13 protein-coding genes are annotated in these 13,018 nt (G+C 39.2%); 2 read left to right on the forward strand and 11 right to left on the reverse strand.

Features of this window, described 5'->3' with window-relative positions; genetic code table 11:
- Positions 1-7: 7 nt before the first annotated feature.
- The 9 genes from ACN6MT_RS21150 to ACN6MT_RS21190 form a co-directional block, all read right to left on the reverse strand.
- Entirely contained in the window at positions 8-991 is a 984-nt protein-coding gene (locus tag ACN6MT_RS21150) for a hypothetical protein (protein ID WP_419887909.1), read from the reverse strand.
- 18 nt (positions 992-1,009) lie between these two features.
- Positions 1,010-1,822, reverse strand: coding sequence for a bifunctional riboflavin kinase/FMN adenylyltransferase (locus ACN6MT_RS21155; protein ID WP_419887910.1), 813 nt, complete (start codon positions 1,820-1,822; stop codon positions 1,010-1,012).
- 21 nt (positions 1,823-1,843) lie between these two features.
- On the reverse strand, positions 1,844-2,323 hold the full coding sequence (locus ACN6MT_RS21160; RefSeq protein ID WP_419887911.1) for a flavin reductase family protein: 480 nt from the start codon (positions 2,321-2,323) through the stop codon (positions 1,844-1,846).
- A gap of 61 nt (positions 2,324-2,384) precedes the next feature.
- Positions 2,385-3,569: an acyl-CoA dehydrogenase gene (locus tag ACN6MT_RS21165; protein ID WP_419887912.1), complete on the reverse strand. Its 1,185-nt coding sequence runs from the start codon at positions 3,567-3,569 to the stop codon at positions 2,385-2,387.
- A gap of 254 nt (positions 3,570-3,823) precedes the next feature.
- Complete coding sequence (locus ACN6MT_RS21170; protein WP_419887913.1) at positions 3,824-5,689, reverse strand: V4R domain-containing protein; 1,866 nt, start codon at positions 5,687-5,689, stop codon at positions 3,824-3,826.
- A 359-nt stretch (positions 5,690-6,048) separates the two neighbouring features.
- Positions 6,049-6,474, reverse strand: coding sequence for an OsmC family protein (locus ACN6MT_RS21175; protein ID WP_419887914.1), 426 nt, complete (start codon positions 6,472-6,474; stop codon positions 6,049-6,051).
- An 87-nt stretch (positions 6,475-6,561) separates the two neighbouring features.
- Complete coding sequence (locus ACN6MT_RS21180; RefSeq protein WP_419887915.1) at positions 6,562-7,569, reverse strand: aliphatic sulfonate ABC transporter substrate-binding protein; 1,008 nt, start codon at positions 7,567-7,569, stop codon at positions 6,562-6,564.
- Between the two features lie 28 nt (positions 7,570-7,597).
- Complete coding sequence (locus ACN6MT_RS21185) at positions 7,598-8,359, reverse strand: ABC transporter permease (RefSeq protein ID WP_419887916.1); 762 nt, start codon at positions 8,357-8,359, stop codon at positions 7,598-7,600.
- Complete coding sequence (locus ACN6MT_RS21190) at positions 8,292-9,134, reverse strand: ABC transporter ATP-binding protein (protein ID WP_419887917.1); 843 nt, start codon at positions 9,132-9,134, stop codon at positions 8,292-8,294. The genes ACN6MT_RS21185 and ACN6MT_RS21190 overlap by 68 nt, the downstream gene beginning before the upstream one ends.
- Before the next feature lie 181 nt (positions 9,135-9,315).
- Between ACN6MT_RS21190 and cysK the strand changes: the two genes are divergently transcribed.
- Together cysK and ACN6MT_RS21200 are read left to right on the forward strand one after the other, a co-directional pair.
- Positions 9,316-10,227 carry a cysteine synthase A gene (cysK, locus tag ACN6MT_RS21195; protein WP_063252429.1) on the forward strand — a complete coding sequence of 304 codons (912 nt, stop codon included), beginning with the start codon at positions 9,316-9,318 and terminating at the stop codon, positions 10,225-10,227.
- Positions 10,228-10,486: 259 nt separating this feature from the next.
- Entirely contained in the window at positions 10,487-10,672 is a 186-nt protein-coding gene (locus tag ACN6MT_RS21200; RefSeq protein WP_063252427.1) for a hypothetical protein, read from the forward strand.
- 72 nt (positions 10,673-10,744) lie between these two features.
- On the opposite strand, the gene ACN6MT_RS21205 is transcribed toward ACN6MT_RS21200, so the two are convergent.
- Positions 10,745-11,020 (reverse strand): Spo0E family sporulation regulatory protein-aspartic acid phosphatase, encoded by a 276-nt coding sequence (locus ACN6MT_RS21205; RefSeq protein WP_419887918.1) that lies wholly within the window; start codon positions 11,018-11,020, stop codon positions 10,745-10,747.
- A gap of 200 nt (positions 11,021-11,220) precedes the next feature.
- Positions 11,221-12,939 carry an assimilatory sulfite reductase (NADPH) hemoprotein subunit gene (cysI, locus tag ACN6MT_RS21210; protein WP_419887919.1) on the reverse strand — a complete coding sequence of 573 codons (1,719 nt, stop codon included), beginning with the start codon at positions 12,937-12,939 and terminating at the stop codon, positions 11,221-11,223.
- Between the last annotated feature and the right edge of the window lie 79 nt (positions 12,940-13,018).

Genomic DNA, 13,018 nt, shown 5'->3' on the forward strand with positions numbered 1-13,018 from the left:
TACCAAATTAAATTCGAACTTCTTCTTTAATCGTATTTTTATCATTCTTTTGATCGACAGGCTGATTGAACTGCACGATGGCCATTCCTGTCACCCATTCTGGAATCGGTTCATAACAAGCTACATTTGCTTCAAAGCTTTGAAGCGCACCGAGCAGCACAAGCCAATTATGAATCTCCTGTCCACCGTTTCCTAAGTTTTCCTCAATATATTCGGCACTCCAGTTTCTGAGTGTTGCAAAATCTTTCTCTGAAACCAATCGTAAAAATTCCCTGTCCACTTGTTCATTCACGGGCCCTGATTTGATTCGGGTTACCCTTGTTTCCCTCGTGTGCAAATACTCATCAAGCTGCTCAATTTCCTGTCGGCCATTTTTTAACACTTGAATTAATGATTGATCCTCTGGTTTTTCACTTTCAATCTTTGGAATTGGCACCCAATGTGAAAGACCGCCTGAGGCAACAATTGCCACCTTGAGATCGTTGTCCCAAGACTCGATTGCCTTCTTGACTACTTCACCGATTTGAAAACAACGGTCCATTGTAGGAAGCGGAGGTGCGGATGTATTCACCGCAATCGGCACAACAGGTATTTTAAGATCAGGATTTAAAAAGTAAATTCCTTGTGTATGTCCGTGATCGACTTTCATTTTTAAAGTGAAAGCAAAATCCACATTGTTTGCTAAACTTGTGTTAAGAATGTGTTTTGCCAAATCCTGCTGGACTGGGATCTTGTATTTAGGAATCTGCCAGTCTCCCCAGCCTTCACACTCACCAATGCCAATTGTAAAGGAAGGCATATGGTCATAGAAGTAACTATTAAAATGATCATCTGATATGAGTACAATTACATCTGCTCCTGAATCTTCCAGATACTTCTTCATTTCAGCAGCTGTCTGGAGGAAACGTTGTCCTTTCTCTCCCCCTCCAGCTTCATTGGTCATAATCATTGGGCTATGTGACATCGCGACTCCAGCGATAATTTTTGCCATTGCTTCCACTTCCTTTTATTAAGAGATTAGTAGTTTCTTAGGTTCATTTTGAATCTGCTTTTTCCATATAATTGAAAGTTTTCCCTTTAAAAATGGAGGAATTTCTACTGTACATTGGACTCCCTCTTGGAAAACAGTTACTTCTGTTTGAACAGAAAAGCCCTCGTTTCTTAGTGTTACATCATATCTTCCAGGACCAGGGAGAGTATAGTACGGGTGCAGTCTAAATGCCTCTCCATCCCACTCACACTCTGTTTCGTAAAAGCGTCCAAGCAATTCAGGCAGCTCTGCCACCTTGCCGTTCAACAGCCGTTCACGAATACAGCTAGAACTGATTTTCTCGCCCCACAGTTCAACTTTTTCAACCTTTGTCACATCAATTCTGCCGCCAGAGTCCTGATTCAAGCGATCAAGATTTCCAGCCCCTCGGCTGCCATAGGAAAAGTCAAATCCAGCAACTGCATGAACTACCCCCAGTTCATTCAAATATTGCGAAGCAAACTGTTCAGGTGAAAAGGCTGCAAACTCCCTATCAAATTCAACAATATAAAAAGTATCAACACCCATTTTTCGAAGTCTCTCTTCTTTTTCAGCAAGCGGCATTAACGTGTGAACATGAACTTTACCATTTGAGATGACCGTTTTCGGATGAGGAAAAAAACTCATCACTGCTAATTCTGCCTTCTTCTCTTGTGCTTTCTGGTAAGCAATATGAATGACGGTACAATGCCCATGATGGAGACCGTCGAAACATCCAAGTGCCATCACGTTTGGCTTCGCCCTTTTCTGCCATTCTGCCAAATTACTCCGATTTATATGAATGGTTTCCATAACGGTCTCCTCCCATTGTATTTAGATTGTTACTGGTTTTTCTTCTGTTAATGAACGATACTTTCCGCTATAAAAAAGAAGTGGTTCCGCATCTTCAAGGTGAATATCGGTTACTTTTCCGATGAACAAGGTATGCTCCCCTTCTACATGCTCAGCTGATACTTCACAAGCAATTTGTGCGACCGCACCCGCTAAAACAGGTTTTCCATCCAAACGGTCGAAGATCACTTCTTTATGTTCTTTCAATTGTCCTGCGAAAATCATTGATAGCTCCTGCTGTTCGGCAGCTAAAATATTTACGGTGAAAATCTTACTTTCTTTTATTTTGTTCAAAATTTTTGCCTTTTCCCCGATTGAAATGACTACAAGCTTTGGATCAAGTGAAACCGACATGAACGCATTGGCTGTCATTCCATGGATATCTCCCTCAACCTCTGTGGCTATAACAGTCACCCCAGTTGCAAATTTACCCATTGCAGTTCGAAATTTACGGTCATCCATTCTATAATCCTCCTGTTATGAAAAGTTATTTTTTTCTATCCTGCATTCACATTGATTGAAGTTATCCCCTGACGCCTCCATTAAAACCAAACAATTCTTTACCATATGCAGCAACTGCATCTTCATATAAAGAAGTTTTGTGTGTAGCTACTGAAATAATATCCCGTAAGAATAATTCCATAGCACCGCCCTTATAAAGAGCTCCGCCACCTAGTGTTAACAGCGACCTTACAGCGATATCTGTACAAATCTTAATTGCTTTGGTTCGAATCGAAAAGAATTCGGAAGGTGGTGTCACACAACCGTCTTTTTCATAGTTTTCTAGGAGATTAATGTATTTGTCGAGCAAAGCTTCAGCAATGTGGAAATCAGTGGTCATTTCCGCTAATACACGCTGACTTCTCGGCGACTCACTTTCCCTTACTCCATCCATTAAGCGCACACGCTTTTCGGTTTGGTCTTTAAATTCCTTCAGAATTCGCTCTGCACCGCCAAGTGCCATGTAACCAAATCCAAGATAGAAGGAAGGAAAAAACGGCACATGGTAAAACGGGTAATTTGTGTCATACTCTTCTACTGGCGGTCTTCTTGTAAGTTCTGCCTGATCTATTCGTAAAATCCGTTCCATTGGGACATATACATCTTCGGCAATAATTTGGTTGCTTCCTGACCCTCTGAGCCCAAATGTATCCCAATTGTTTATCACTTCAACCTCTGAAACTTTTAACATTGGCAAGCAATATACTGGTTTGGGACTGTCAGGAAATTGGATCATAACCCCTACACCGACCCAGTCACTAAAATTAACACCGCTAACAAAGCTCCACTTTCCGCTAATGCGATAACCATCGCCATCCCTTTCTGCTTTCCCTAACGCAGCAAAGATATCGCAGATTAACCCTCCTTGATTAACAATTTCGTCCGCTCCCTTTTCCGGAAGAAAGGCTGGAAGCATATTATGGAGTGGATAGAGATAGGTCAGCCATGCAGCTGAAATATTGTAGTTTGCTACTTTACGTACCACCTTCGCAAACGTTTTCAAATCAGCCTGCGGTCCGCCATATTTCTTCGGAAGCATCATCCGTGAAATTTGCGTTTCTTTAATGAGATTCACCACATTTTGCGAAATACTTGCATTTTTTTCTGCTTCTTGGGCTTCTTCCTCGGCTAATTTTCCAATTCGTTCTGCTCCTGCTAACAATTGATCAACCGTTACATTTTCCTCATTAACTACAAAAGTTGCCATTGTTTACACCCCTTCTGATAGGTTCATATTTTAGAAAAAATAAATGTTATGGACATTTGTCCTTTGGTCAGAGATTTGACATCGCTTACAATTGTACTTTTTAGGTTGTTACTATTAACATCTTATAAATAGAGTTTAAAGAATTGGCAATTTTCATACTAGAGCAAAAACTGCTCATGTTTTTTTTGTGCATAGACAATTTTTGTTCATCGAAAAATAAGAAAGACCACTCAGATTAAACTGAATGGTCTTTCTTATTCGATGGTTAGTTCCCCAATTGCGATTAACGACTTGATGATCAGTAATAATTGATGGGCTTCGTTTGGATCTCGCAGGTCTTTTTCCAGCAGGCCTTCAATCCTGCTGACTCTATGGCGAAGTCCGCTCATAGACAGTGACAGGTCACTCATTGTTTGTTCCAATTTACCGCCATTTAACAGGAAACTATATAATGTTTTTATCAGCTCAATGTTTCTTGGATCCTTCATATTGTACAAAGTTCCCAACTCTTGTTCTGCAATCATTTTTATACCGTTAATATTTTTTGAATTAATTAGAACCCCAACAATCCCTAGTGAAGAAAATTGAACGATTCTTTTACTCCCTGCTAAGCGGAGAGCAATACTCGCTTCCTCGTAACATTTTGGTGCCTGATGAATATCAGTGCCTAAATGACTTATTCCAAATTTAAACTTGCCAAATGGGTATTTTTTGTTCATATAAGCTTGATAATCTTTGATTACATCATGGATGGATGTATGTTTTAGCGACTCATTCGTGATTAATAGAACCATATGGCCATCGCGGTGTCCAACCAATAGATTTGTTTTTCTGTCACTAAAATAGCGAAAAGTCGTTTCAAATATCTGCTCCTGTAAAAGAAACTCATCCGCAATCGTCGTTTTGGTGTTCTTATATTCCATAACTGTTATAAAGTAGTTTTGTTTCAAGTCTATTCCTGTATACTTTCCTCGGTTAACGATTTCACTTACTTGCAATCGTGACTCTAGTATTTGTTCTAAAAAATTCCCTTTCATTCTTTCAAACGATTCAAACTTCGTCTTCTCATTTAAAAGAATCAGAGACGCAGCATTGGCGAAACGGTCTAAAAATAAATAATCCTCCTCATGATGATTCTTCCTATCCTCATACACAAAAGTACAATAACCAATTACTTCTTTTTGTAATAGTATTGGTGTAATAAGACGCTGGTGATTGGCGGTTTTAAGTATTTTTTTACTTATTGGCAAAAGCTGTTTATGATTGGTTCGGCTTTCTTGCAGATAGTCTACCATTTCTGCTTTTAACTCCGCATAGGTTTCTTCCGATAAACCTGAATACGTAATGGTTCGTAAGGCTGAATCCTCAATGATAATTGGTATGTTAACCATATTGAATACCATATCAGCAATCGTTTGAAGATCACTTCCATTAATAATCTCTTCCGTTAATTTATTTTGGAAATTTGATAAACGGGTCACGACATTCTTCTGATCAAGTAATTGGTCATAGGTATACTCTAATTCCATCACAATGGGTGTTTCATTATAAAATTCCAAAACCTCATCCGTTGCCAGTTCATTTTCCCAGTCTTTTTTCGGCTTGATGACCCAACTGCAGCCATCATCCCCTTTACCCACGCACGTAACTTCTTTTGCGAGCAGCGTTTCTCCAAAAATCGTCGACATAAAACCACTTGCATACCCAATCAGTGTATGGCAGACAGAACTTTTTGAATGTCCAAGGTGTTTTATATGCTCCTCTGCCTCATAAGAACCAAACCAGGTACCATGAGAAAAAAAATATTTGAGTCTGCCTTGCCCATCCAGATCATAATTGAATTCATGCTTTATCCCTCGAATATGCCCGTTTTCAATATGAAGAATGGGTCCATGTTTAATGAGATATTCAAACGATGATCCTGTTTGCAGCGCTTCTTTGGCACCTTTAACGCCCATTTCCCAGCCATAATGAAACAGAAAACCTTTTATTCTCTTTATTCCTATATTTTTAGCAAGCTGCTGTCTCAGAATCCCGAAAACGGATGCTGATGTTACTAGTTTTCGGTCCCCTATTTCGACATCCTGACTAAAACTCTCTTCATAAATGCTGACGCACATGCAATCACATCCCGTTATCGTATTCTCATAATTATTTTTAATATTTAAAATGTAAGCCTTTTTATTAAATATTAATAGAAACCTTTGGATATTTCAAAGCATAATATTTACAGCTGTAGAGTCTGGGCAACTTCAGACACAGGAAGGCTAATTTTTATCAGTCGTGTCCGAAGTTCGGGCATCTTCGGACACATGGGGTCTAAATTTCATCCGCTATGTCCGAAGTTTGGATAAAAGAAAAAGCATGGCGAATTCTTATGCGAATACCCATGCTTTTTCTTGTGTGTTATCTCATTTATTTTTTACTTTTTGCAACTCAAAAGAGAACCCGTTAGCAAAAATGCTGAATCCTTTTTCTTTTATAGAGTTTGTTCACCCTTCGTCCCGTTAATCGAATAACTTGCCACGATGTTAGCACTTAATGAATGGGACACAGAACAGTATTTGTCTTTTGATAATTGAATAGCACGGACCACTTTTTCTTCCGGTAAATCTCCTTCAACTGAATAATGGACATGAAAATCAGTAAATTTCTTTGGTTCTGTGTCTGCGCGTGCCCCCTCTATTTCCATCGAGAACCCAGTTAACTCTAAACGCATTTTTTTCAAAATCATTACAATATCGATTCCTGTGCAGCCGGCTAGGGAATACAGGAGCAGCTCTGTTGGTCTTGCTCCACTATTTTGTCCGCCAATCTCTGGGGCTGCATCCATTCTTAATTCATGTCCAGACGGTGTAGTCCCAGAAAAAGCCATATCCCCTTGCCACGTGATAGTTGATTTCATGCCTACCATTCCTTTCATTATGTATGTTATTTATTTTACCTTAAAAAAAGGTTTTGAACTCGTAATTGAGTCCAAAACCTTTCAAAATTACTTAAGTAATGATAAGTCAATCATTCCTTTAATATCATTGCTAGGAATATAACCAGCCTCTTTGCTGATATCTGCCATTTCCTGTATCACCTTTTCATTTACGTCTGTTGTTACTGCAAGACGTGAGAACGCTGCGTCTACTTCATCTTTATTTAATTCTTTCCCTGTAAGATCTTTTAAGTGTTTAATGACAATTTCTTTAGCTTCTTCTGGATTGTCTTGAATGAATTGTACGGCCTTTTTGTGAGCGTCAAGATATTTTTGTGATAAGTCTTTATTTTTCAAGAAGTCTGATCTAGCAGCCACTACTGTATTGGTAGATTCCTTACCCCAAGCAAATTTATCCCAGTCTAAAAGCAGTTTACCATTTGCTTGGTTTTCAAGGACATATCCCCAAGGCTCTTGTGTTGCCGCTGCGTCCACTTGTTTTTGGATGAATAAAGAAGCTGTGTCAGCAGGTGCTGCAGCAAATAAATCAACTGTACCGCCGCTTGTTTTTGCTTTTAAATCTGCTTCTTTTAATGCTTTACGTAACATTACATCCTGCGTGCTTCCAATAACCGGGATCGCTACCTTTTTTCCATCTAAATCTTCTAATTTTTCCACTCCACTGCCTTCTGCTGCAACTAGAACCGCACCGCCATTAACTGCACCAGAGATCAGGTGATACTCTTTGTTTTTTACATAAAAGTTAAGTAATGGACCAGGTCCTACTGTACCCACGTCAATCGCTTTTGTTGCCATTGCTTCCATAAATAAACCGCCATTTGCAACTGTTTTGGTTTCAATTTTTACATCTTTACCGAAAGCTTCTTCAAAATAACCTTTATCAAGTGCAACAATTGTAGCGATATGAGTTAGGTTTGGAAAATATCCAATCTTAACGGTTTTTACTTCTCCCCCATCTCCTTTGTCTTCACCTTCGTTGGAAGATTGCGCACAACCGCTTAAAAGCCCAATAAATAAAATCGTGATAAATAGATATAACATTGATTTTTTTAACATTTTTTTCTCTCCTGGTAAATTAAATTTATTAAGCTCTTTTTCTAATACCCCATTTTACTTCTACATTGCGTTCAAGTCTTGAAAATACAACATTATCGACAATGGTACCGATAATGGCAATGATAATCATGACAGAAATAACTAAATCCATTTGACCAAGTGAGCGGCCCATTTCTAGCAGTTGTCCAAGGCCGCCCCCGCCGCCGAGAAGCTCACCGGCCATTAAGGCACGCCATGAGAATGCCCACGCAATCCGCAGCCCTGAAATAATTTGTGGTACAGACGCTGGCAGGATGACAGTCCGAAGGAAATGAAATCCACTTGAACCATACACTTTCGCAACATGCTGATAGAGCTGAGGTACATTTTTGAATCCGCTTGTTGCATTCACCGTCATGGTCCATGTGGCACCAATGGTAACGATAAATAGGATCGAAAAGTCATTTAAACCGAACCAAATGATCGCTAACGGGAACCAAACGATACTTGGTATCGATTGTAGTGCCGTTACCACAAAACCAAGCGTATCTTCAACTAGTTTATATCTCCAGATGAAGTAACCTAGTATTAATCCGACTACGATAGCAATCGTAAACCCGAGGAGAATACGTCCCATACTTTTTCCAATCGCCAGCGTAATTTGACCACTCATTAAGCCGTTAAATAGTGTGTCAAGAACTTGAGTCAGGCTGGGAAACATAAAGTCTGGAAGGCTGGAAAATCTAGATGTGACTTCCCATATCACCGCTATCGCCGCGATGAAGATGATCCGTCTTAAAGCTGTAGTCATCACCGATTTCCTCCTTCAATACTTTTTCGATTTCTTCTTGTAAAATTGACAAAATCCTTTGTTCCGTAATCAATGTAACACTGTCCGGTGTAACTCCATCCTTCATGGTTGGAACAGGAATAATTTCCTTAATCCTTCCGGGACGAGTGGCAAAAACGACTACTTCTTCTGAAAGAAGAACCGCTTCTCTAATATTGTGGGTAATAAAGAAGATTGTTACTTTTGTCTTCCTCCAAATTTCAAGGAGCTCTTTATGCAATACCATTCTCGTTTGTTCATCAAGTGCTGAAAAAGGTTCATCCATTAACAGAATGTCTGGCTCCATGACTAACGCTCTGGCGATGGAAACCCTTTGCTTCATTCCTCCAGATAATTCGTGAGGATAGGAATTTACATACTTACTAAGGTGAACCATTTTCAAAACATCTAGTGCCTTCGCTTTTGCCTCTTCTTTTGGCATCTTTTTCAGGTTTAGTCCGTAGATTACATTTTCTAAAACAGTCAGCCAAGGAAACAAGCCTGCTTCTTGGAAAACTACTACTCTTTCTGGGCCTGGTTTTGATACTAAGTCCCCATCAACGCGAATTTCGCCGCTATCTGCTTTATCAAGTCCCGCCACAAGGTAAAGTAACGTAGACTTTCCACATCCTGATGGTCCAACGATTGAAACAAAGCTGCCTTTTTTCACATTTAAATTGATCCCATCAAGAACTTTCACGTTTTCTTTTCTATCATTCACAAAACTTTTTTGGATATTATCTATTGTCAAATACATCTATATTTCACCTCTTTTTTAATCCCCAGTAAAACTATTGGTTTTATTATATTACAACCATTCGTTAAGTCAACTATTATTCTATAAAATAGAAAAAATTTTCTCTCACTTCTACATATTTTTAAATTCCCCTTCTCTTTGATAAGATAAAGGTATAGTTTTTTATGGAGGTAATTATTTTATGAAGGTTGTTAATAATATCACAGAATTAATTGGCGATACACCTGTTGTTCGTTTGAACAAACTTGTTCCTGAAGGTGCCGCAGATGTTTATGTAAAGCTGGAAATGTTCAATCCGTCTGGCAGTGTGAAAGACCGTGCTGCCTATAATATGATAAAAACAGCAGAAGAAAAAGGGTTAATTAAACCTGGAGATACGATTATTGAGCCAACCAGCGGCAATACTGGAATTGGTTTGGCTATGACTGCTGCGGCAAAGGGATACCGAGCGATTCTAATCATGCCGGATAATATGACAAAAGAAAGAATTAATATTTTAAAGGCATATGGCGCCGAGGTTGTGCTGACTCCAAGCGAAAAGAAAATGCCAGGAGCGATTGAAAAGGCACTAGAATTACAAAAATCAATCCCAGGAAGTTATATTCCACAACAGTTTGAAAACTTCTCTAACCCGGACATCCATCGCAGCACAACAGCAATTGAAATATACAATCAGATGGAAGGCAGACTTGATGCCTTTGTGGCAACAGCTGGTACAGGAGGTACGATAACGGGTACAGGGGAAAAGTTAAAAGAATTACTTCCTGATCTTTTTGTGGGTGTTGTCGAACCGAAAGGCTCTCCGGTATTATCCGGCGGGCAGCCTGGTCCGCATAAGCTAGTCGGAACAAGTCCTGGATTCGTACCTTCGATTTTAAACACCAAAGTTTATGATGAGATCTTTCAAATCTCTGATGAAATTGCCGTTGATATGTTCAAACGATTGGCGAAAGAAGAAGGTATCTTTGTTGGACCATCTGCAGCAGCTGCTGTATATACCGCTATTGAAGTGGCCAAGCGATTAGGAACAGGGAAAAGAGTCGTTTGTATTGCACCAGATACTGGAGAACGCTATTTGAGCATGGAGCTATAATTTAAAGAGCTGATACTGATTGTGGTATCAGTTCTTTTTATATTAACTGAATTTTCTTTAAATATTTTTCTACAAAGGAAACGTGTCGCTGATGGATTCCCGTCGTTATTTGCTAGAAAGTTGCTATTTCTAATAGAATCTGGTGATTCATGTAGACAAGTTTTATACAGTAATGGCAGGAGAAATACCCATTTACCTCTAACTATTAAAGTAGATGAAAAAGCAAGTCTAAGAATTAAGTTGAAAGGTGGTCATAGCTATGAGCCAGGATATTACCCTACAACAAATTGCTGAAGGTGTACCAAAGACACTATTAAACGCATCTGATAGAGACATTGAAGGCATCCAACGAATTATCGAAGAAACAATCAAACTAAGAGAAGCACATAGAAACTTGCAAAAAATGGTCAAAAGCTTCTCAACTTCTACGATTCAACGAACGTAAAAAATTTATAAAAAAAAGACCCATCTTTTCAAATGGGTGGGTCTAAAGATAACTTATTAGAATACAATGTAATTAAAAGAATCTACTACTCATATAAGGCAGCAATAATTTGTAAGGTCTCACGATCCATTTAAGTAAATGCTGAAAGATGGTCAAAAAGTCGTCTTGAAATAAGGTAGAATTAGATCGGTCCTGTACGACAGTTAACCGCCTGTAGTCATTAAGAAGTCTATCTAGTTCCTGACTGCAGATTACCGTTTCCTCACTAGAAAGTCCTTTTGCCATTCCCAATTCTATCATTTCAGCTCTTTTCTCATTAATTGCCTCTTCTAAATCTACTTTCCTCATAACAAAAACACACCTCTAAACAATATATTAATTATCTAGTTGCTTTAATATGTTAGTCATGAAAAGTATTATAGCATGGATTTAAATCTATTAAATCGTTTCGCTAAAACAAGTTAAATTGTGACAAAACTAGACGTTGTTCAAAATTTCTGAATATTTTATACAAAAAAAGAGACAGGATTACTGTCTCTTTTTCAATATTAAGCGTGGAAATTTGTACCATCTGTCGTAGCTTGGACAATTCCTGCACGAATGACGAAATCACCGAAGTGCTCGTCTTGCTCGCGTTCTTTCGCATAACGGGAAAGGATCACGCGTAGTTCGTTCAAGATCTCTTGCTCACCGATATTTTCTCTGTACATTTTATTGAGTCGGCTGCCATCGTACGCCGCTCCCAGATACATATTATACTTTCCTACAGCTTTACCCATGAACGCTATTTCACCCAGTCCAGGGCGTGCACAGCCGTTTGGACATCCGGTCATACGGATCGTTATTTCTTTATCCCTTAGACCATTTTCATCGATAATCTCATCAATTTTATCAATTAACTTTGGTAGGTATCGTTCGGCTTCAGCCATTGCTAATCCACATGTAGGAAGGGCAACACACGCCATCGAACTGCGGCGTAATGCAGAATAATGACTGCCATCAGTTAAGCCGTATTCTTCAATTAATTCACTAATTTGATTCTTCTTCTGGCTTGAAACATTAGCAATAATGACGTTTTGATTTGCAGTTAAACGGAATTCACCTTTATGGACTTTTGCAATTTCTCTCAAGGCTGTCTTCAGCTTATAACCATCGAAATCCGCAACGCGGCCGTTTTGGATAAATAGAGTATAATGCCATTTTCCTTGTATACCTTTCACCCAGCCATAACGGTCGCTATTATCCTCAAAGTGGTAATGTTTTGCTTCACCAAGACTCCAGCCAAGACGATTTTCTAATTCTTCCTTGACGGTTTCCAGTCCTAATCGGTCAACGGTGTACTTAAAGCGGGCATTTTTACGCTCTGAACGATTACCGTAATCGCGTTGGATCGTAATAATTTTTTCAGCAACATCTTGAACTTGGTCGGGTGTACAGAAACCAATCACCTTAGCGACTTGTGGGTAGGTCTCTTTATCACCATGAGAACTTCCCATACCTCCTCCAATCGCCACATTAAAACCGATAAGCTTATCATTTTCCACAATTGCAATCAACCCAAGGTCCTGTGAAAAAACATCAATATCGTTTGACGGAGGAACCGCAATACCAATTTTAAATTTACGTGGTAAATAAAGCGGTCCATACATTGGTTCTACATCTTCCACTTCTGGAGTCCCAGCCACTTTTTCCTCATCTAGCCAAACTTCATGATACGCTCTGGTACGCGGTAATAAGTAATCGCTCAGATGTTTTGCCCATTCATATACTTCCATATGAATCTCCGATTGATATGGGTTTGACGTACACAATACGTTCCGGTTTACATCGCCGCATGCAGCAATTGTATCCAAAAGCGTAGCATGAATTTCTTGGATTGTATTTTTCATATTCCATTTTAAAATACCATGCATTTGAAACGTTTGACGTGTAGTCAGTTTCAACGTTCCATTACCGTTTTTATCAGCTAACTCATCCATAACAAGCCATTGGGATGGTGTTGCCACCCCTCCAGGTAAGCGGACACGAAGCATAAACTGATATGCTGGCTCAAGTTTTTGCTTTTGGCGCTCGTTACGAAGGTCACGGTCATCCTGCAAGTAGCTGCCATGGTGCTTCATCAGGCGGTTATCATCGTCTGGAATTCCTGCACTGATTCTATCGAGCATAACTTCTTTCAGTGTACCGCGTAAATAGTTACTTTCTCTTTTTATACGCTCAACATCACTGGGTGCGCCTTCTGGTGCGATTAATTTTTGCTTCACCATTTATGATAAATCTCCTTCCACTACTGTATCAATAGGGCTCTTTTCTTATACTTTGTTGCTTTATGGAACTTAATTTAAT

The sequence above is a fragment of the Neobacillus niacini genome (assembly GCF_048572935.1).
Classification (GTDB): Bacteria; Bacillota; Bacilli; order Bacillales; family Cytobacillaceae; genus Neobacillus; species Neobacillus niacini.